Annotated in this window: 15 protein-coding genes and 2 pseudogenes; 9 read left to right on the forward strand and 8 right to left on the reverse strand. The window is 60.5% G+C overall.

What is annotated here, in order from left to right; translation table 11 throughout:
- Positions 1–294: 294 nt before the first annotated feature.
- The 3 genes and pseudogenes from V8324_RS17690 to V8324_RS17700 form a co-directional block, all read right to left on the reverse strand.
- Positions 295–1,324, reverse strand: a pseudogene (locus V8324_RS17690) (IS110 family transposase).
- A gap of 476 nt (positions 1,325–1,800) precedes the next feature.
- Positions 1,801–2,706 (reverse strand): tyrosine-type recombinase/integrase, encoded by a 906-nt coding sequence (locus tag V8324_RS17695; RefSeq protein WP_336421241.1) that lies wholly within the window; start codon positions 2,704–2,706, stop codon positions 1,801–1,803.
- Positions 2,699–3,079 (reverse strand): hypothetical protein, encoded by a 381-nt coding sequence (locus V8324_RS17700; RefSeq protein WP_336421242.1) that lies wholly within the window; start codon positions 3,077–3,079, stop codon positions 2,699–2,701. Before V8324_RS17700 ends, V8324_RS17695 begins: the two co-directional genes overlap by 8 nt.
- A 2,210-nt stretch (positions 3,080–5,289) precedes the next feature.
- On the opposite strand from V8324_RS17700, the pseudogene V8324_RS17705 reads away from it, so the two are divergent.
- The 3 genes and pseudogenes from V8324_RS17705 to V8324_RS17720 all read left to right on the forward strand — a co-directional run.
- Positions 5,290–5,636 (forward strand): annotated as a pseudogene (locus tag V8324_RS17705) (hypothetical protein); the annotation flags it as partial.
- A gap of 205 nt (positions 5,637–5,841) precedes the next feature.
- Entirely contained in the window at positions 5,842–6,936 is a 1,095-nt protein-coding gene (locus V8324_RS17710) for a tyrosine-type recombinase/integrase (protein WP_336421243.1), read from the forward strand.
- Positions 6,937–7,139: 203 nt separating this feature from the next.
- On the forward strand, positions 7,140–7,619 hold the full coding sequence (locus tag V8324_RS17720) for a hypothetical protein (RefSeq protein WP_336421244.1): 480 nt from the start codon (positions 7,140–7,142) through the stop codon (positions 7,617–7,619).
- Here the strand turns inward: V8324_RS17720 and V8324_RS17725 are convergent.
- Complete coding sequence (locus V8324_RS17725; protein ID WP_336421245.1) at positions 7,605–7,886, reverse strand: hypothetical protein; 282 nt, start codon at positions 7,884–7,886, stop codon at positions 7,605–7,607. The genes V8324_RS17720 and V8324_RS17725 overlap by 15 nt on opposite strands.
- Positions 7,887–8,553: 667 nt before the next feature.
- Complete coding sequence (locus V8324_RS17730; RefSeq protein ID WP_336421246.1) at positions 8,554–10,350, reverse strand: mechanosensitive ion channel family protein; 1,797 nt, start codon at positions 10,348–10,350, stop codon at positions 8,554–8,556.
- 417 nt (positions 10,351–10,767) lie between these two features.
- On the opposite strand from V8324_RS17730, the gene V8324_RS17735 reads away from it, so the two are divergent.
- The 4 genes from V8324_RS17735 (at position 10,768) to V8324_RS17750 (ending at position 15,127) form a co-directional block, all read left to right on the forward strand.
- On the forward strand, positions 10,768–12,141 hold the full coding sequence (locus V8324_RS17735) for a metal-dependent hydrolase family protein (protein WP_336421247.1): 1,374 nt from the start codon (positions 10,768–10,770) through the stop codon (positions 12,139–12,141).
- The gene (locus V8324_RS17740) at positions 12,141–12,890 is read left to right on the forward strand and encodes a hypothetical protein (RefSeq protein ID WP_336421248.1); all 750 of its coding nucleotides are present in this window, start codon (positions 12,141–12,143) and stop codon (positions 12,888–12,890) included. The genes V8324_RS17735 and V8324_RS17740 overlap by 1 nt, the downstream gene beginning before the upstream one ends.
- Positions 12,891–12,961: 71 nt before the next feature.
- A complete protein-coding gene (locus V8324_RS17745; RefSeq protein WP_336421249.1) occupies positions 12,962–14,023 on the forward strand; it encodes a linear amide C-N hydrolase in 1,062 nt (353 codons plus the stop codon).
- Positions 14,024–14,032: 9 nt separating this feature from the next.
- On the forward strand, positions 14,033–15,127 hold the full coding sequence (locus tag V8324_RS17750; RefSeq protein WP_336421250.1) for a calcium:proton antiporter: 1,095 nt from the start codon (positions 14,033–14,035) through the stop codon (positions 15,125–15,127).
- Positions 15,128–15,130: 3 nt separating this feature from the next.
- On the opposite strand, the gene V8324_RS17755 is transcribed toward V8324_RS17750, so the two are convergent.
- On the reverse strand, positions 15,131–16,735 hold the full coding sequence (locus tag V8324_RS17755) for an alpha/beta hydrolase (RefSeq protein WP_336421251.1): 1,605 nt from the start codon (positions 16,733–16,735) through the stop codon (positions 15,131–15,133).
- A 364-nt stretch (positions 16,736–17,099) separates the two neighbouring features.
- On the opposite strand from V8324_RS17755, the gene V8324_RS17760 reads away from it, so the two are divergent.
- The gene (locus V8324_RS17760; protein WP_336421252.1) at positions 17,100–18,332 is read left to right on the forward strand and encodes an META domain-containing protein; all 1,233 of its coding nucleotides are present in this window, start codon (positions 17,100–17,102) and stop codon (positions 18,330–18,332) included.
- 79 nt (positions 18,333–18,411) lie between these two features.
- On the opposite strand, the gene mgtE is transcribed toward V8324_RS17760, so the two are convergent.
- Positions 18,412–19,728: a magnesium transporter gene (mgtE, locus tag V8324_RS17765; protein ID WP_336421253.1), complete on the reverse strand. Its 1,317-nt coding sequence runs from the start codon at positions 19,726–19,728 to the stop codon at positions 18,412–18,414.
- A 141-nt stretch (positions 19,729–19,869) separates the two neighbouring features.
- On the opposite strand from mgtE, the gene V8324_RS22480 reads away from it, so the two are divergent.
- On the forward strand, positions 19,870–20,202 hold the full coding sequence (locus tag V8324_RS22480; RefSeq protein ID WP_442970567.1) for a hypothetical protein: 333 nt from the start codon (positions 19,870–19,872) through the stop codon (positions 20,200–20,202).
- A 146-nt stretch (positions 20,203–20,348) separates the two neighbouring features.
- On the opposite strand, the gene V8324_RS17775 is transcribed toward V8324_RS22480, so the two are convergent.
- Entirely contained in the window at positions 20,349–20,981 is a 633-nt protein-coding gene (locus V8324_RS17775; protein ID WP_336421254.1) for a tyrosine-type recombinase/integrase, read from the reverse strand.
- Positions 20,982–21,220: the final 239 nt, after the last annotated feature.

Below are 21,220 nucleotides of genomic sequence, written 5' to 3' on the forward strand. Positions count from 1 at the left end.
GAAATGGCAAATGCGCTCGTCAAAGCTAATCGCAAGTGGACCCCGAAAACCGCTTGATCAACACGGATACTTCCGTCCGTAGTCGGCGCGATGGCTGCCACATCATGCCTGGTCCAAATGCGGTTCCCCAGTGCCTGTCTTGATCACGCGCTTAGACTGCAAGTGTCTGGCAGCGAGACGGATAACGGCATCATCGGGGACCGCGTCCCGGTCGGGACCTCGGTGAGCCGCCGCGTAGCGGCGCGGCCCGATCCTCCTTCTTGCAGGTTACGTGTTATCGGTGGCTTTTGACGCTCACGCGGCCGCTGTCTCGATACGCTTGAAGCGGAATTCGGTGCCGTCTTGCCACTTGCGGTGCAGGATCACACCGATGCGGCGTGCCAGGGCAACAGTCGCGCGCCGTTTCCCACGCCGCTTGGCGACATTCCACGCCCACGCCGTCAGCCAGCTGGGGCGGCCCTTGTTCAGCATCACCATGGCAGCCTGGTAGAGCACGGTGCGTAGCCCCACATCGCCAGCTCTGGAGATGGCGCCCATGATGTCGCGTTCCCCGGATTGCTCGCGCCTTGGGGTCAAGCCTACCCACGGGCCGACGTCCTTCGAGGATCGAAAGCGTTCCGGATCATCGATGGCCGACTTGACCGTCAGCGCCACAATCGCCCCCACGCCAGGCATGGTCATGAACTGCCGGCACACCGGATCGGATTTGGCATGGTCGCGCGAGAGCTTCTCCAGGTCCGCCAATTCTGTGCGCAGCGCCCTGCGCGCCGTCAGGATCGGATTTGCGGCGGCTTCCAGCATGGCATTGCCATCGGCCAGTTCCCGCACCCGGTCCTCGAAGCGCCCCTTGGCCACGCGTCCCATCTTCAGCCCGAAATTGCGCAGCACAACACATTGACAGTTCGAGATTGATGATGGCCTGCTGGATCGCCTTGCGGGCGGACAGCAGCGCGCGCATCTCCTGCGCCGATATCGACTTGCAGTGGACGGGTCGGAACCAGCCCATCTGCAAAAGCCGCGCGATCCCTGCGGCATCCCGCCTGTCGGTCTTGATCGGCATCGCCTTCAGCGCGCCCTTCACCTGTCGTGTTTCCATCAGAACCGTATCGAACCCGGCGTCGGTGAGGTGCCGATAAGGCCATTGTGACAACGGCCCGGCCTCCAGACCGACGCCAACCACAACGCCCGACAGCGACCGCAATGCCCGTTCCAGCTCTTCGGGTTCGCTGGCCGCTGTCGTTTCCCTGATGACCTTGCCATGGGAAGACACCACGCAAATCGCGGTGCTTGCCAGAGAGACGTCCAAGCCGATATACAATTCCATGAAGTTGCCCTTTCTTCGCAAGGAAATCCTGGGGCGCGCCCAACGGCACGACCCCGTTGACACGCTTCCGACGTGCCAAGGGCAACGACACCTCAACAAATCCCCCAACGCAATTCGCAACGATGATGTTTCGCGCCAAGCCCCATTAAGGCATCTTTGCAAGTTTATGGATGCGCTGGGCAGGTGCCGCCGAACTATCAGTTTCACAGTGTCGAAGGCACTTTTGCGTACTGGGGAGAATCCCAAATCTCTCCCACTTCCGGTTCTGCGCCGTGCGTTTCCATGCCATTTCAGGGGTTTGGCCGGGTCCGCGGCAAACCGCTAAGTGGTTGAATTTTTGCCTTGTAAATCCATCGCTTGCCCGGCTATACGCGTCGATGGAGACGTGGCCGAGCGGTCGAAGGCGCTCCCCTGCTAAGGGAGCGACACATTCGGGAAAAGGCTCTATAATCAGAGCCATAGAACCTTTCCCCCTTTCAGTTGTCCAGATCATTCCCAAAGTCCCAACCGTAGGATTTCAGCCTCGAAGGCAGGTCGGACGGCGCAAGCTTTGCGTAACGGAACGCCGTGTCATGCTTTGCCCATCCACCACGGCTCATCAAAAGTTTGACGTCCTTCGTGGCGGCGTAGGTCCAAGTCGCCATCGAGTGCCGAAGTGAATATGGAGTGCACTCTTTGGGCAGTTCTGCCGCTTGACGAAGTTTCTCGAATTCCCGTCGGATCTGACCGCCGCCCTTGTAGCGAAGCTTGAACGGTTTCCCCTTGCGATTGAGGATGATCGGGCCGTCCTCAGGCAGGTATTCCATGTGCTCTGCCGCTTTCGCCGGTAGGTAGACCATCCGTTTGCTTGCTTCGGTCTTTCCGGCCCCCTCCGACTCGCCGCGGATCACACATTCTCGTGTGCTCCAATTGATGTCGCTCGCCTCTACCGCGAAGCCCTCGCCTGTCCGGCAGCCAGTCCCGAGGATAAACGCGATAGCAGTGCGTATCCGCCGTTTCGGATCCTTGACGCCATAGCGTTCAGGGGTGCCTGCGACTGCCAGCAGATCTTCAGCCTGCTCCGGAGTCAGCCAGAACATGCGATGCGTGTCACAGCCTTTCTCGCGGCGCTGGTTCGTCAGGTACTTATTGAGCGCGTTCAGGGGCACGAGGAAGTTGCGCTTTATTGTGGCGGGTTTGCAGCCGGGATGCAGCACTACAATGGCTCCGTAACGCCACGCGGGGTCGAGGGTCTGACGAAACGTGATCGAAGGCCCCGCGTATTCGATAAGTCGGTCGAAAGGGCGCGGATCTTGTGTGATGCCTTGGAATTCTCTGGCAACGATAAAGAACAGTTCGTCTCTGCGGTCCTCGACAACGAAACCGGGAGGAAAATCAAGCATGACGGCCTCCCTTGCGTTTCTTGCGCAGGCCCGCGACGAACCGTTCATACTCATCATTGACGGCCGTGGTCGCTGAGTTCTTAACAAGGCGAGATTTGTCCGCCGTATCCTTGCGGCGAAGAGTCCTAATGCGCTCGATGTTTTCGCGGTAGAACAGGTTCTTCCGGCCATGTTTCTCGACAATACCCGGCACATGTGCGTAGCGAGCGAGAGTGTTGAACAGTTCGCGCAGCGAGATCCCCAACTCATCTGCGGCTTCCGCAGTGGTCAGCGGATATTTAGGAGGCTCCTGGATCAAGCCGCATGGGTTTCCAGGTGGATGAAAGTTGCCGGATGAAGTCACGGCTGCAAGTTGGAGGTCGTCGTAAATCATAGCAATGCTCCTTTGGTGCGATTGGTAGCATGAAAGGAGCCTAAACCTGAGGTTCCTGTAAAGGCGGCGCCGTTGCGATTTTTTAATGGCTGTGAGTTTCATTCTTGAGAACCGAGTTCGAGCATAGGTCTGCTGAAGGAGCTCCGGCTGCAATAGGGCTACAACTCACAATCTGTCGCTCCAACGCAAACTTTCGGGGTCTTCCGACAGCCCCATTGAGAAAATCACCATCTTGACGCCGTGAAGGAAAACAATGAATTTCTGCGGGCAACCCAGCGCTGGATCAGACGTTTCATGATCGCCGATTGCTCAGACGGGAAAAAATTATACCGGTTCGCAATGAGCGAGGACCGCGATCCACGAGGAGAATTAAAACCCATTTTTCTCCGTTGGCAGCGGGGGTGCGGGGAAAACCCGACTTCAGGTCAGAACCACCGAATGTAGATGGAGCGCCTGCACGAGCGCGCGCATTTACCCTCCCAAGTCGTCTGGCCAGATTTTTCCATCTCTTCGCTCTTCGCGAAGGATTGCAATGCAGGAGAAATTCCGAGCATGACCCATCTTGTTCCTTTTCCGGCACCGACATGACAGCTTAAGAACCTGGTTCAGTCACCACCTCGAAATATCGGTGTTTGCGGTTGACCGATGGATCGAGCGCAGTGTCTCATCATCCCTCGACAGCGTGTGAAGCGTAGACCCGTGCTCCTGAGCGCACCAGGATATCCCGGGTGTGGTGCGGAAGAACAGCCGACCCTTGCCCCGGATTGGTTAGACCTTTTCCTGCTCACCTAATTCCGCGCGAACACGGATATCATTTTTCCCGTAGAATTCCGTCGGTGACCTGATGGATCCGACCGACTGTGGATTGATCTCGAGCGTTCAAATCCACCGCTTCATCATATAACTTCGTGGAAAAAGTACTGGAAACTCTTTCCAGAGGGTTTTCTGACATGTATGCCTATACTTACAAACCAAGAAAGTGGACATTTCCGACGGGCACGATAATTTTTTGAAGGCGCTTCATTGAGTCTTCCAATGGTCCTTGCCCTACTTTATGCGGGTTCCGCACCATGTTCGCGAAAGCGCCGTCAGCAATAAAATTTGTCCGAAAACACTGGCATTCGAGGGAAAAAGAGCGCTTCTTGGGTCGCTTGCAATATGTAGGGCCGAAAAAGGTTATTCGCTGGGGCACGTTGCGGACGGTCGGAAAATTGAGTTCAAGATTGCCTCTCATGTCTGTGAGTTTGGGTTTTCCCATCAACGGGAATCGCCCTCGTCAATGGATTCATACATGAGCTCGTCCGGTAAAAAAACCAAGGCGTGCGATCGCATCAAACGTCATAAGAGACCCGACAGTCCGGCACTTGATCGCAACGCAACGCAGTAACGTGGTGCCCACCAGCGCCCTTGCCACAATCAGTTGCTCGGTGAGCTTGATGCGACGAAGTTTTTCCGACAGGCATCACCACGCTGCGAGCATTGATCACGCCGCTAATTTTTCCACCACGTCAAGTATTTTTTGGGATCCTTCCGGTTTCCTTGACGTGACATCTTTACCAATTTTGGAAGCGAAGGTCCTAACCCAGGCATCCTCTCACGGTTTTTCCGGGGGTGCCGCGGAAAAGAAAACCTTCCATTTGAAGTGCTCGAGACCCTGACTGGTCGAAGGTTCGGGAGTGAAATCTTCGGAGGTGTTTGTCCATTTTTTCCGGAAAATAACGGTTTTTGTGCGAACAAATGCCACCCCCAGCGAGCAGACACCATGCATTCCTGTGCACTTGGATGTACGACCTGTAGATTGGTTTGATCACCCTTCGCCGCAGCCATGTGGCGAGTTCGCGCTCGCATTGGCATGATTCGCGCTGAGCTTTAGTGTTGCAACAAAACTACATGTCAAGAGTTTTAAGATCAGGCCTTGGTCTGGCATATACCTTTTAACTTGAGCGGAAACTCCGCTGTATCCGACTCGCAGGTGCTCGGGCAGCCCCCCGTTTCCAGCCGTTCCGCGTCATCGGCAGAATGTAGTCGAGTGTCTTCTCCCAGATCAGCCCTGCGGCTGGTTGGTATGTTCCGTTGCATCGTCAAACACCGGCGACAATGTATCGAAGTTCCACGAGCGCCGCGCCCTTTTGAAGAGGATGCCGGAGGTCAGCCGCAACTTCTCGTCCTCAGTGCGGCGGCACGGTCACGCACCTTCGAGCGCCCCCGATCCCGGTCTGGATGCTGCGCTCCGGCAATACCGTGGCCATGGCGTCGAGACCGTGAAGGTCTTCATCAGCAGTGCCTGGCGCGGCGTCGCCGGGACGATCGCGAAGCTGCTGCGACGACGAAGCGCCATCGAGCAGATGATCGGCCATATGAAGACCGACGGCCGCCTGCCCCGATGTCCGCTGAAGGGTACGACCGGCAACGCCCTCTTCGCGGCTGCGGCCACAACATCCGCATGTTCCTGCGCCATCTGAGGGTCTTTTTGTGCCACTTCATCTGCCTGATCACACTGATCCGAAGGATCACGCAGAGTGCCGGGCCCTACCAGGAACTGAAAATCGCCGGTTGAGAGCATTGTTCAGGATAGACGAGTTATGGATGGGCCAGAACCTCAAGTCCAAAAACAACGCGAGAGTCCCAATTTATCCTAAGACTGAAATTTCTTCTTCGTTTAGGAGCAAATCGGCCAATCTCCGTATCGCAAGGCCAGAAATTATGAGCGTAGCCCAATTACGTACCAGTCTGGTCGAGATATTGATGGAGGACACACAATCTTGGCAAATCCATGGACACCAGTCTGGCACGAAAAACACGGAGCATGGATTATCGATTTTCGAGCCGGTTCACGTCGGATCCGCCGAAGGCTGCCGCTGGGCGACAAGACTCAACGCAAGGAAGCCGAAAAGCTGGATAAAAGTATCTACAATTCAATTTGGCAGGGTGAACTTCAGGCTGCAAAGAAACCTAAGAAGACATCCTTCATCAAAGCGGCGGAGTTATATGAGACGAGCGGAGGGGAAGTGCGATTTCTTCCTAAGCTAAAGCGATACTTTGGACGAGATACATTTATCGAAGACATCGCTGAAATTCACATCATGGAAGCAGCCGAAGCCCTATATCCGGACGCCCGGCCTGATACGATCCGGCGGCAAGTTCGCGTCCCCATACGCTCAATTCAGAATTTCGCCGCCGGTAAACGCCGTCAGAAATCAACCGACACGCATAGGGTCCGGTGGCTTAGCCCGGAGGAGGCAGAGACAATGCTGCAAGTTGCCAGCGAGCCTGAGGCGATTGGTTTGCGTGATCCCAAACGCGAGACCCTGCGCAAGATCGCGTTCATGCTCGGCACTGGTGCTGGGCCGGGCGAGACTTTGGGGCTCGATGGAAAGGGGTGGAACCCATCCACGCGCGAATGGTGGTTGCCTGGTACGAAAACAGCGTTTCGACCGCGCTTTGTCTTCCTGCCACAGCGCACTATCGATTTAATCGGAGAGATATCGAGGCAAGGCCCTGCTTTCCCGGCTCCGAATGGCCAGCCCTACAAAATCCACCCAAACCGGGGGGCGCAGATGGCGGTCGCCTTTCGAAAAGTGCGCGAGGGCGCTCGATTGGGTCCGGAGGTCGTCCCGTACACGCTCCGTCATACTTGGGCGACCTGGTTCTATGCTCAAAATAAAGACTGGGCCGCGTTGCTTGATTATGGCGGATGGGGTCGTTCCGATACCGCCAACCGATACAGAAAGATCGCCCCAAAGGATCTTGCGAACCGGCTTCTTGCTTATGGCTGGGACTTTCGACCTGAGGAGGGTGAGCCAGTTCGTTTCGGCGAACTGGTATCGGTCCGATTCCGTTCAGGAGAGCCGGGCTAAATTTCTTGGAGGTGGCGCCCTCAAACCCAGTCGAGCCGCGCCCCTTTTCGTAGGTTACCGACTGGCCGCCGCCATGACCGTGCAGGTCGAAGTTCACGCGGCCGCCCTCGACGAACATGCGGTATTCGGCAGTCTGGCCCTCGTTCATGACCAGTTTCCACTTGGCTGACGCACGTGGCTCCACCTGAGGACACACGTGTGACATGCAGACGCGCTATATGCGGGGGAAACCGGCGGAGGAAATCGTCCTCGATGGTTTCATCGACCTGCAAGACGATCAGACCAAGGCGGGGCAGATCATCCTCTTGCAGGCTATAGGGAAAAGCGGTCATGCCATGATCTCCGGCAAATCTTCGGGCGCGCGGGGGGACAGGAGTTCCGGCCCGGTCTCGCGCAGGACGAGGTTCTCTTCATGCACAATGATCCGCCCCTCACGCGTCACACATGCCGGCTCCAGCGTCAGAACCATGCCCGCGCGCAAATGGGTGTCATCGAGTGGCGTGAAAGAGGGCCACTCGGTCAGTTCTGCCCTCCCTCGTTCTCTTGGCCGCTGCGCGGATGAATTCCCAGCCCTCAGTCGCCTTCTTGATCGCCTCATGGTTGGAAAACTCACCAACGACATTCACAGGCTGATGTTTCGGGTCTGGATCTCAGCGGGTATCATCGTTTCAGTCCTTGCGTGACTGCCGACGCCGCATCTGTTCGAGTGTAATCTCCGTCGGTGGGCCGCTGCGGGCGAGGCGCTTGTGCATTTCGCGGCCGGACGCTGGCTGTGGAGCGTCGCGTTGCTCGAGCTCCTCGCGAAGCCGCATTACTTGCCCGAGCAGCTCCTCGCGCGACATGTCGTGCAGCGTGCGATCGTCATCCGGAATCGGCATTATTTTCGCAGCGAGCCGCTCGACGATCTCGCGGAGCTGCTCGAGCTGCTGGACGAGTTCGTCGCGCGTCATATCAGAGGTGGGTTTCCAAGGCATGACGGCAGCATAGCACCGATCTGAGCATAGATCACTGCGGTCGTGCGGGTGCTGAGGATGCCCGCCCGCTTCTGCCGGTCGAAAGCCGGGTCTTCGCTGGGGAGGCATTTGACATGAAGGGCGGGAAGCGGACATTCGCTGCGATGGCGAAGTGACTGTGTGAGGAAGTTGGGAACCGACATTCAGATTGACCAGATCCCGGCCAGCGCGCTGCACTGCCACAAGACGGTTTCCAAGCCCTTTGCGGACTGTCGTCTTGATGCCTGTCCGCTTTGGCACCATCAACACAGAGTCCGGGAAGTGGACACATGCAGATGCCGCAATGCGGTTGCAAATTTTGATCAACGAGCCGAACGGTTATCAACGCCCCTGAAACAGTGACATGTCTATGTGTCTGCGGAACAACTTCATGGGAAAGCCATGACCGATCGAGGGCAGCAACGTAATCCGCGCTTCTTGTATCGAATGGTCCCACCAACCTACGCGTCTCTCTCAAATCCGCGCTCGACGCGGTCATGACGGACGCAGGCTTGAACGAGATTTATCATGCTCAATATGGGTCAGGTTTATCGACGGTGCACAAAACCAGCACGACGCTGTTGCCTCCGGCATCCAGCGTGAACAATCAAACCGAGGAAGCGTGTCAGCGGCCGGCATTCAGCGCTTCTTCAAGTGGTCCCAGAGTGTCGGACTCGTCGGGCGGCACCTGCTGGCCCTTGACAAGATACGTCGTCTGCGAGGGCATGGCGAAGGCCGAGCCGTGCTCTTCGACGATATCCATCACCTTTTTCAGAAGGTTCTCCTTGATCTTCAGGAACTGGGTGTAATCGACGCTCTTGATATAGGCCCAGATCTCGACGTCGAGCGCAGACTCGGCAATGTCGAGAAAGCACACTCGTACGGTCTGCGCGTCCACCTGCGGATGGGACTTCAGCATCTCCTCGATCGCATCGGTGATCTCCGTAAGCTGGGTGGACCTCGTTTCGTGACGAAGGCGGATGTGCGTCTTCATGAGGTTGGCATCGCGGCGCGAGAAGTTGGTGATCGACATTTGCGAGAACTCGGAATTCTGCACGGTGACCAGCGTTCGGTTGAGGCTGCGCACCTTGGTGGAGCGCAGGCCGATCTCTTCCACGGTGCCGAACATGTCGCCGAACTGGCAGAAGTCGCCCACTTTGACGGGCCGGTCGGCATAAAGGATGATGCCGCCGATGAAGTTCTCCAGCGTCGGACGCACGGCCAGAGCGATGGCAAGACCACCGACACCGAGGCCGGCAACGATGCCATAGACCGGAAGACCGATGCGCGTTGCACCGTAGAAGATCACGAAGCCGGCGACGATGAAGCCGATCACGCGCAGGATGAGACGGATCAGGCTGGCGTCCAGGCTCTCTTTCCGGATTTGCGGCGACGCGATGATGAGGGCGGCCAACAGATTAAAGACGAACATGACGAGCACGGCGAAGGTGAAGGTCTGCAACGTCTCGGCTGCGAGTTCTACATAGGTCAGTACATCGCCGGTGAGGTTGATGACGTTATCGCACAGCCATTGGTAGACGCCAAGGAAAGCGATCACCAGAATTGGCGTCAGCAGTCGCTGCAACGCCCGTCCAATTCCCTGTGCTTGCCCCGTCCGACGAGCCGCCCCACGCAACACGAGATACGCGAGACCTCCGTAGATCAGGGTGAGGCCAGCAAGCATGATCCATTGCCATACGGCTTGCTCGTGGTAGATCTGCAGTGTCCAGCTTGGCAAATCCAGGATGTAGTTGTAAAGCTGAATCGGCATCGACAGGCCGGGGGCCGACACGAAGTGCTGATAGAAATCCATCTGGGTCGCGGACTGGCGTGGCAGATCCCGGACCGCGTCATAGAATTCGGGCAGTCTGGCAATGGTTTCCGGCGAAAAGAGATAGCGCGGCCCGCCCGATAACGACTCGAACCGGGTCATCTGGATCTCGGTGCCGGGAATGGCCCAGCCATTGGCTGCCGCTCCGGTCTCGACATCCGCGACATCAGGGATGCTCTGGGGGTCCGGCAGCGGCACTCGTTTGAGGGTTTCCTGCAGCAGGAAAACGGAATTTATCCCCACCGTACGCTGGTTCGCCGGTGCGATCCGCGACAGGTCCATCGTCGACGTGGCGCGCCGTAGGTTTTCGATTGCGTCGCGTTTGAGCCTGCGCACGTTATCGCTTTCGACCCACAGTCTGCTTTCAGCATTATCTGCGTGCTGAAAGGCTGCGACAAGATCCGACGTCGCAGCACCGGCAAGAAGGCGGAAGCTTTGCAGCGTCTCGCGGGGCGAACTTGTCGGGGCTGGCGACAAGGGCGACGCCAAAAAATCTGTGTCTGACGTCGGTCCATCATCAGACGCCTGCGCGGCGGCGGCACCACCCGTTGCGATCATCAGTGCCGTCGCGATTAATACATGCCGGATCATTCGAGATATTTGCAAGTTCATCAGGTTTTCACTATTTTTTCGGGTTTCGAAATTGCGCTTGCGTTGCGGGGCTCACAACCACCGGGAGCGTTACTTGTAGAAATTGTGCCGTCAAGTCATGCAAGCGTCCGCTGAACACCTGGGAGGTTGTCGAAGCGGTGCCGTCGGTGGACCGCACCTGACGCCGTGTATGTCGCCACGTGTGCGGATATTTAGTCCGTAAGATTCAAAAGCATTTTTATTTGCCCGTCGAAAAAGAGGGCGCTATTGGTGGTTCATGGTCGTGCGGTCCGGTGTGAAACTCGGGATTTGGAAAAGGATTTTTTCGCAATGTGTTTGACCTGCTGTGAAAGCATTGAAACCGGGGCTTCGGCCATCAATCCATGCCTGTGCGGTGCGCCGGATACTCAGGCCGCGATGGCCCGGATCGAGGCCGATCTGTCCCGCCGGCAATTTCTGGGCGGCAGCGCCGCGGTGGTGGGGCTGTTCGCGGGGTTCGGTCTTGCCCCGGACGAGGTCAAGGCCCAGACGCCGGGCCGGCCGACGCTGCTGACCAACCTGCGCTTTTTTGACGGATCGACGCTGGCGATGCAGACGGGTCGCGACATCCTGATCGAGGGCGGGCGCATCACCGCGCTGCCAGCCACCGGGCAAGGCCCGGATGAGGCCGATGTCATCGATTGCGGCGGCCGGGCGGTGACGCCGGGTCTGATCGACTGTCACTGGCACGCGACGCTTGTCGGTGTCAGCCAGATCGCTGCGCTGACGCAGGATATCGGCTGGGTGCACCTGATGGCCGGACGTGAGGCCGGGGCGACCCTGATGCGCGGGTTTACCACGGTGCGCGACACGGGCGGCCCGGCCTTCGGCCTCAAGATGGCGATCGATCAGGGGGCCGTGACGGGCCCGCGCATCTTTCCGTCCGGCGCCATGCTGTCGCAAACCTCGGGGCACGGCGATTTTCGCCTGCTGCATACGCTGCCCCGCATGCCCGGCGATCCGGCCGACCACACGGAACGTACCGGCGTGGCCGCGATCGCCGATGGCCGCGATCAGGTCCTGCGCCGCACCCGCGAACAACTGATGAAGGGTGCCAGCCAGATCAAGATCATGGCGGGCGGCGGCGTCGCCTCGCCCTACGACCCGCTGGAGACAGCGCAATACACGCTGGACGAGATGCGCGCGGCGGTTCAGGCGGCCGCCGATTATGGCACCTATGTCTGCGCCCACGTCTATACGCCGAAAGGCATCCTGCGCTGCATCGAGGCCGGCGTGCGATCGATCGAACATGGCCAGCTCGCCGACGCGCCGACCATCCGCGCCATGGCCGACGCCGGTGTCTGGTGGAGCATCCAGCCGTTCCTCGCGGACGAGGATTCGAACACGTATTCCGATCCGCGCAGCGTGGCCAAGCAGCAGCAGGTCGCCAACGGCACCGTCCGGGCCTTCGAACAGGGCCGCGCCGAGGGGGTCAACATGGCGTTCGGCACGGATGTCCTGTTCAATCCGACGGGGGCGGCGACCCAAGGGCGGCAACTGTCCAAGCTGACCCGTTTCATGCCGCCGCTCGAGGCGCTTCGCATGGCCACGGGGGCTGCGGCCGATCTGCTGGCGATGTCCGGCACCCGTGCGCCCTATCAGGGGCAGCTTGGCGCGATCGCCGAGGGGGCGCTGGCCGATATCCTTGTCTGGGATGGCGATCCCGAGGCCGATCTCGATTTCCTGTCAGATCCCGACGCCAACCTGCGCCTCGTCATGAAGGGCGGACGCGTCTTCAAGGAGGAACTTTGATGGTGTCGCGCGTGTCGGGGGGCCTTCGCGGCGTCGCCGTCATTGTCGTGATGACCGTCCTGATGACAGGGATGGCAGCCACTGCCCGCGCGCAGGACTGGTCCGGCCAGGTCACGCTTTATGGTTGGGGGGCCAGTGTGACGGGCGATTTCAAACCCTTCTGGGCGGCGCCGACACTGTCTTTCGACAAGTCGCTTTCCGAGGTGCTCGAAGATCTTGATGCAGCCGTGTTCGTCACCGGTCTCGCGCGGCGCGGGGATCTCGTGCTGTTCGGGGATTTCACCTACACGTCGTCGTCCCGCGCAGGCGTCCTGCCCTTGGGCATTCCGGCCTCCGGCGAGCTGACGATCCGGTCGCTGACACTGGCCGCGGGACGGCGGTTCGATGCGGGGGCAGGGGCGACGGTCGATGTGCTGGGCGGGTTTCGGGCGTGGCGGCTGAAGGGCGAGATAACCTCGCCGGTGCTGCGCATCGCGCCGTCGTCCAGTTTCGTCGATCCTGTGGTTGGCCTGCGCGTGAACGCACCGCTGTCCGAGCGCTGGTCGCTTCTGGGCTATTTCGATGCCGGCGGGTTCGGTGTCGGGTCGGATGTCACATGGCAAGCGGCCGTGACCGCGAATTACCGGGCATCGGACAACCTGTACCTGTCCGCCGGATGGCGCCATCTGTCTCTTGATTATTCCGATGGCGGCACGGTGTTCGACGGCGCCATGAGCGGCCCGGTCGCCGGCGTGACGTGGCGGTTCTGACGAGAGGATCGGACTGACCGTCACCTGCCCACTTGGTAGAACGATATATAAAATCAACGATGGAGAATTGCATGGCACGCCTTTCACAAGGGATCGTCGGCTTCCTACTGGCTTTTATTCTTGCCGCCGCACCGTTCGCAGAGGCCTGCACCCGCGCGGTCTATCTCGGGCCCGAAGACCGGATCCTGACCGGCCGCAACATGGACTGGAAGATGCCGATGGTAAGCAACCTGTGGGTCTTTCCCCGCAGTATGGCGCGACATGGGGCAGCGGGTGAGCGGTCGGCACAGTGGACCTCGCGCTTTGGAAGCCTGGCGGTATCGGGCTATGACATCTCCACGGCGGACGGCATGAACGAGGTCGGGTTGGTGGTGAACCTTCTTTGGGAGGTTGAGGCGACCTATCCCGAAGATGACGGCGTCACGCCTCGCATCTCGCTGTCGGTGTTTCCGCAATACCTGCTCGACCAATATGCTACGGTGGCCGAGGCGGTGACCGACCTGCGCGCAAACCCGGTGCAGATCGCGGGCGGCGAGGTGCCGGTGGGCCCGCCGGGCCGGGCGGCAACCGTGCATGTCTCAATGTCGGACGCGACAGGCGACAGTGCAATCATCGAATTCGTGGACGGAGAAATGGTTATCTGGCACGATCGCAGCTATCAGGTAATGATAAACAACCCGACATACGACCGGCAGTTGGCGATCCGGGAATACTGGGACCATGTGAACCCGCGGGAATTTATGCCGGGCACGGTGCGCCCCTCCGACCGTTTCGTACGAACAAATTTCTACATCAACGCGGTCGAGCAAAGCGCCGATGCCCGTATTGCCACGGCCGCGGTGTTCAGCGTGCTTCGTCAGGCTTCGGTGCCGTTGGGCATCAGCATCAAGGATGAACCGAACCTGTCTACCACGCGCTGGCGCGTCGTGGCCGACCATCTGGACCGGCGATATTACGTGGAGTCTGTGTTGTCCCCGAGCATTTTCTGGGTCGATCTGGACAATTTCGACCTGTCCGAAGGGGCACCGGTCAGGAAGCTCGAACTTGGCGTCGACATGCGGCGCATCATGAGCGGCGAGGCGTCGGGCCGTTTCGAAGAGGCGGCCGCCTTCACCTTCCAACCAGCGGACTGAGCCACCAACATGGCATCGGAAAACACCAAGACGCCCACACCGGTCTGGACCATTCTCGCCCCGCTTGTCGCGCTGGCGCTGGCAGGGGTCGCGATCTCGCAGCACGACGCGGGGGCGGCGCCGTGGCTGGTGATCCTGTCGGTTCCAGTGCTGTTCGCGGCGGTGTTCGCGGCGGTGCATCATGCCGAAACCGTCGCGCACCGGGTCGGGCAGCCCTTCGGCTCCATCCTTCTGGCGCTTGCGGTCACGCTGATCGAGGTCTCTTTGATCGTGTCGCTGCTGCTGTCGGCCCCCGCGGGCGAAAGCGCGGTGGCGCGCGACACGGTTTTTGCGGCCATCATGATCGTTCTGAACGGTATCCTCGGGGTGTCGCTGCTGATCGGGGGCATCCGCCACCACCGCCAGAAAATGCAGCCCCAAAGCGCCACGGCGGCGCTTGGTGTTCTGGCCACGCTGGCCATTCTGGCGCTGGTGCTGCCGAACTTCACGCTGGCGGTGCCCGGCCCGGTCTATGCGCCCGCCCAACTCATTTTCGTGACCGTCGTGTCGCTCGCGCTTTACGGGTTTTTCCTGTATTCCCAGACGGTCAGCCATCGTGAGGACTATGCCGAGCCGGAAGCCGCCGACCGATGCCATGTGGTGGTGGATCGACGCGCGTTTGGCCTGGCGCTCGTCCTGCTGCCTTTGGCGCTGGTCGCGGTGTTCCTGATGGCCGAGACCCTGGCCGATCCGGTGGCCGTCGGCATCGCGCATGCCGGTCTGCCCGAGGCGCTGGTGGGCGTCGCCATCGCGATGGTCGTGCTGATGCCCGAGGGTGTCGCGTCGCTCCGTGCGGCGCGAGAGAACCGCCTGCAGACCAGCATGAACCTTGCGCTTGGATCGGCGCTGGCCAGCCTCTGTCTGACCATCCCGACCGTGGCGATGATTTCCGTCGTCATGGGGCAGAACCTGATCCTCGGGCTGGCCGCCGAGCATATCGTGCTGTTGCTGCTCAGCCTGTTCATGGCGACGCTGACGCTGGCGACCGGACGCACGACGTCGCTGCAGGGCGGTATTCACCTGGTGATTTTTGGCGCGTTCCTGACGCTTTCCGCGATCCCCTGACGCTCAGCGCGGGACAAGGTCGATCAGGTGCGCCTTCAGACGGGTCTCGTCATGAGTGGTCCAGCCTTCGGGCGCGAGCGTCTCGGCCCATGCGGGAATGTAGTGCCGGGCCACATAGTCATGCCCGTAGCCCAGCGTCCCCAACGCCACCGCCATGTCCAGGCCGACCTGGAACAACGTGACGACGGGGATCCAGCGCATCTTGGGGGAAAGATCGGGCGCGCGTTCCCCGCTGAGCCAGTCGGGTCGCGACCAGGCCAGCGACCAGTCGAAAAAGACGATCGGGTCGCTGCCGTACTGAAGAAACACAAAGCGCATCGGCCCCCACGCGGCGTCGAACCGGTCCAGCCCGCCCTGCTGGTTGCGCGTGCGGATCAACGAGCCATTGCCGAAGCGGGGCCGCCAGGCCGGGCTGTCGGGATGGCGGCGGGCCTGAACCATGCGCCAGAACTCGCTCAGGTAGGGCGACCCAGTCCAGAGCGCGCCATGGATGGGATCGGCGTAGAGATCGAGCAGCGGCACCGTTTCCTGCGACAGGAACGCCCCGAGGCTGAGCCCGTGCAGATAGAGACGCGGTCGCGCATCCTGCGGCATGTCGGACCAGTGGCGATAGACCTTGTCGAACAGCGCCTGGACCTCAGCCACGCCGCGCATCGGGTCGACGACCACCGAGACCGGGCTGGGCAGGTATGAATACTGCACCGCCACGGTCGCCACGTCTCCGCGGGTGATGTAATCGAGCGTGTCCATCCCGCCGGGGTCGAGCCAGCCCGAACCCGTGGGCATCGCGATCACCAGCACCTGACGGTCGAACCCGCCGGCGCGCAGCAACTCGTCGAAGGCAAGCTGCGCGCGCGCGTCCGGCGTCTCAGCGGCGTTGAGCCCCGTATAGATCCGGATCGGTTGCCGCGCGGGCGCGTTCCAGAAATCCGCGATCTTGGCGGCGGTCGGGCCGGACGCGACGAAATTCCGGCCCCATCGGCCCAGATCCTCCCAGTCCAGCAAAGAGCCGGGGCCCCCGCTGACATGCGTCGTGGCGGGCGGGGCAAGATCGGGTGGAATGATCGCGTCGGCCAGGCGTGCGCCCATGTCGACGGTGCGCAGAACGCCCCGCACGGCGACCCCGTCGATCATGGCGGCAAACACCAATACGGCAAGGCCGATCCCCGCCGCTTGCGCCATGCGGGGCGGCAGGACCCGCAGGCTGCGCGCCTGCAGGCGCTTGGCAAGCCCCCGGAACAGCCGCCCCGCGACCAGCAGGATAACGAACACCGCCACCGCGATGGTGGCCACGCGTAGCGGGGCAGAGGCCTCGAGCGGGGCGAGGCCCCACGCGTGCTGGATCGAATTCTGCCAATCGGCGGCTTTCCACAGAAAAACGACGGCGATGACGGCCGAGACAAGTATCAGCACGATCCGTCCGGGCCGCGAGACCCTGCGCTCGCTCCACAGTCCGAGCCAGGCCAGCAGACGCGCCGCAAGCCACCAGATCAGATAACCGAGCGCGGCGATGACACCGCCCAGTGCGCCCTGCAACTCGGGCGACCGCGGCACCATCGACGGGGTCACCGAAAGGCCGAAAAAGATCACGGCCACAAGCAGTCCCACGGCGGAAACCGGGCCAAGTAGCCCGCGTCTAATCGAGGGCAGAACAGTCATCTGCGGAGGTCATCGTCCATGAAGATTGTCAAAAAATGCGAAAAGACTCTCGGGCAACGTGCGGCTATCATGATGAAATCGTCTCCTCCAAACCCAATCTCGAGGAGGCCGAATATACCGAATTGCAAACTATTCCAATGCCGCACACTGCCGCGACGCGGTCGTGTTTGTCCATTGGAACGTGACAATGACCCGTTGCGTCGCAGACAGACATTTCTCTGCGCTCTTGACAGTTGCAGTGCGCGGTAGTCTTGACATCTCCGTAATTGGAAAAAAGATTGCGGGTATTGCATGATCACTTCGGAGAATACTGATGCGTCTTTTTTTGCTTTCCTTCGCGCTGACCGTCGGAGTGGCGACGGCATCTCATGCGCAACAGCACAGTCGGCAAATTTCCGGGCAACTCATTTACCTTCCAAGGATCGCATTACCGCCAGATGCCGAGGTGTCGATCGTTGCCCAAGGCGCATTCGGTACCGAATTCGACCTCAAACGGTACAAGACTGAAGGCCGGCAGGTGCCGTTGCCCTTCTCTCTCGAAGTGCCGAGGGATCTGTCGGGTACGGTGAGCGCGGTCATTCGCGTCAAGGACCAGCCCTGGTGGCTCGTCGAGGATGTCGGGTTCGACGCCGGAGCGGACGCCGTCGATCTGGGCGATCTGCGTCTCGAAAGTTTTACACCGCTGTCCTTCGACAGCCGATTGGATTGCGGTGGAACCGAGGTTCAGTTCGGCATCGAGGACAATCACGCTGTCCTGCGGGTGCAAGGAAAAGATTACAGGATGGTCGAGGTCATCGCGGCGTCTGGTGCGCGGTACGTGAACGAAGACGATGACAGCACCGAATTCTGGTCCAAGGGGAAGTTGGCCATGGTCACCGTCGCCGGGGACGAATTGCCCGAGTGCACCCCGATCGATGACAGCGCCGAGCCATACCGCGCGTCTGGAAACGAGCCGGGTTGGAATGTCGACATCCGGGAGACGCAGGTTGATGTGGTGGCCGATTACGGGTCCTTGACGCGTACGGCACCGCGCCCCGACATCCGGGTCACACCCGGGACCTATCTTTTCGATATGCCGGGGATCAACACGAGCCTGACCCTGAAGGAACAGCTTTGCCGCGACAACGCTACCGGCATGCCCCATCCGCACAGCGCTACGCTTAGGCTGGACGACCGCAGCTTGCGTGGCTGCGGCGGCGATCCGGCCAGTCTTCTGACCGGCGTCGCGTGGCAGATCGAAGAGGTGGCAGGCATGAAGGTCATCGACAGCACGACCGTCACCATCGATTTCGGTGAGGACGGCCGAGTGTCGGGAAGCTCAGGTTGCAACCGTTTCATGGGAGGCTATGATCTGACCGGAGAGGGCCTGACCCTCGGGCAGATGGGCGCGACGATGATGGCTTGCCCAGACCCGCTGATGACGCAAGAACGCAGCGTGCTGGATGCACTGGACCAGGTGCGGCGTTTCGACATCGATGATACGGGCGCGTTATTTCTGATTGGCGGGCCAGAGAATAGCGCCATGCTGACCGCGCACCGTCCCTGATCTTCGGTACGGCCCGTTGCGCACGGCCCATTCGCGTGCAGTCTGCGCAACCGCGATCAATGGCGAAGCAGAGGCGAGTTCAGACCCCGAGCACCAGACGTGCGACGAGGAAGTAGATCACGAGGCCGGATGTATCGACAATTGTCGTGACAAAAGGCGCACTGAACACGGCCGGGTCAATCGAGAAAACGCGCGCAGTCAATGGCATGAGCGACCCTATCAACGCGGCGAATGTGCAAATGAAGATCAGCGTCAACGCGACGACAAGCGCGATGGGCTGATCAAAAATGAGCGAGAGAATGACGAAGGCGAGGACCGCGAGCATCAGCCCCATGACGAACCCTGTCCGCGCCTCGCGCCACGCGACGCGAAGGGCGTCTTTCGGTGCGACGTCGCTGATCGCCAAGGCGCGCACGATTGTCGTCGCGGATTGGGCACCGGCATTTCCGCCAATGCCGATCAGCAGCGGGATGAACAATGCCAGCGTGACCACGTTTTCCAACGTATCCTCGAAGGTGTTCAGCACATTGACGGTCAGGGTGCCGGCGACTGCGAGCAGCGAAAGCCAGACGATCCGGGCCCGCACGAGACGCATGACGGACACAGACAGATAGGAGCCATCTACCGGTTCGGCCGCGCCGGTCCGGGCGAAATCCTCACCCTCCTCGAATTCAAGCACCTCCATCGCGTCGTCGAACGTGATGATGCCGACAAGACGGTTGGTCTCCTCGACGACCGGCACGATCATGAGGTCCGCCGCCTTCATCAATCGCGCGACGAGTTCCTGATCGTCGGTCACCGAAACCGCAGGCACGTCCTGCGTAACGAGGTCGGCGATGCGCATTTCGGGATCGGCCAGAACGATCTGTGACAGGTCGACCGTGCCCAGCAGATGCATGTCGTCGTCGGCCACCGGCATCACGAACACGGTTTCGGCGCGTGTCTGGCCGGCGCGGATTTCGTCCAGCGCCGCCGCCATAGTCATCCGAGGCGTCAGGCGCACGAATTCCGGGCTCATGATGCGCCCGGCCGAGTGCTCCGGATACCCTAAAACGGTGCGTGTCATCGTGCGTTCGCCGGGCGTAAGCTCACGCAACAGCGTTTCCGAGGTCTCGCCCGGAAGCCGACTCAACATCCTCGCGCGGTCGTCCGGCTCCATCTCCTCAAGCAGGCGTTGTCGCGTGGCCATCTCGACCGTTTGAAGGATGTCGGCCTGATTGCCGGGCTCGAGCAGGCCGAACACTCGAACCGCCTTGTCGTCAGCTAAGGCCTCCATCGCCTCGGTTCGCAATTCGGAAGATGCGCGATTCAAGGCATGCGCCATCGCATGCGGTTCACCTTGCGCAAGCCAGTCCTCAACCTCACGGTCACCGGACAATGACGAGAGATCCTGCATCGGTCCTCTTCCTCCCGCTCAACAGTTCAGATCGCCCCTGCGACACCGCACTCACAGATGCCGTCAGGCCAAGAGATATGCAAGCGGATCTACGACGTGACCAATTCGCGGCCCCCGCCCCGATGATCCAGAGGCGCCGGCGTGGGCACGCGCAATGCCGTCTACCGGATCGAAGTGAATGATAAGGGTGCGTTGCTGTGTCTCGATGAAGACCTGCGTGACCAGACGGTCGAATCGCTCAAGGCGCATGGCGATGAACAACTGATCATCGCCAAGAGCGCCCCGGATACGACGAAGAAATTCGAGCTCCACAACGCCTTCAAGGGCACCGGGCGCGGAGCCCTTAAATTGCTCAAGCGTCCGGCGCGCTTTGAGCGGGGTATTGTTTCCCAAAGACGAGAGGGGTCTGACGGCGTTGTAGTCGTGGCGCCAGAGCGTCAGCTCGCAGAGAGCAGAGCAGCCGCTCTCCAGTGAATGGCGGCTTCGTCCCACGCTCCGACACCCGTCTTTCAGAAATGCTGCGCGATGCACGAATGACCGGTTCGGTGACGCTGCGATGCACCGTCGCACCAGTTGGTGAGAGTCCGCAAAGGGCCGCCTGTGAAGGCGGCCCGTCACCTTCAGATCTCGACGCTCTCGGAGATCGCCAGCGCGTCCTCCAGTTCGACGCCCAGGTAACGGACGGTGCTGTCCATCTTGGTGTGCCCAAGCAGGAGTTGCACAGCCCTCAGATTGCCAGTCTTCCGATAGATCTGTGCAACCTTTGTCCGGCGCATGGAATGCGTGCCGTATGACGTCGGGTCCAGCCCGATGGAGCTTACCCAGTCCCGGACGAGCCGGGCGTATTGGCGGGTCGAGATGTGAAGGCGTTCATGGAAGCGGCCCGGCCAGAGGTGTTCCGAGCCGACCATCAACGGCTCCTCCATCCAGCGCGCGAGCGACCTGCGCGTGCCTTCGGTGATCTCGAACCGGACCGGGCGCAGTGTCTTGCTCTGGACGATTGAGGCCCGCTCCTTGACCTGGCCCGCCGCATAGACATCCGCCACCTTCAATTTCACCAGGTCACAGCCGCGAAGTTTGCTGTCGATGGCGAGGTTGAACAGGGCGAGGTCGCGGTGGTTCTCAGCGATCTCGAGGCGCACGCGAATGGCCCAGACGTGTTTCGGCATCAGCGGTCGTTTCTGGCCGACCACGCGCCCCTTGTTCCAAGCAGGCCGGCAGGCGCGAATGGCAGGCAGGTGGGCACTGGACATGTCGGTTCCTCCCATCCGCCACGCCCAAGCCACGACACCAACCCGACGTTGGTGTGCCATGATAGCACGGCGAGCCGCGGAGGCGACGCAGGTTGACCGACGAGCTTTTGTCCTCCGATTCGAGGGCGCGCCCAACTGGCGGAATGCTGTAGGTTTCTCGGACGCCGCGCGAGGTGGTCGAGTAGCGCGCGGCACCGTCTGGCGTCCGAGAAGCGCGCAAGCACGAAATTGCGGGGTTG

It is taken from the genome of Roseovarius sp. D22-M7 (genome assembly GCF_037083785.1).
Classification (GTDB): Bacteria; Pseudomonadota; Alphaproteobacteria; order Rhodobacterales; family Rhodobacteraceae; genus Roseovarius.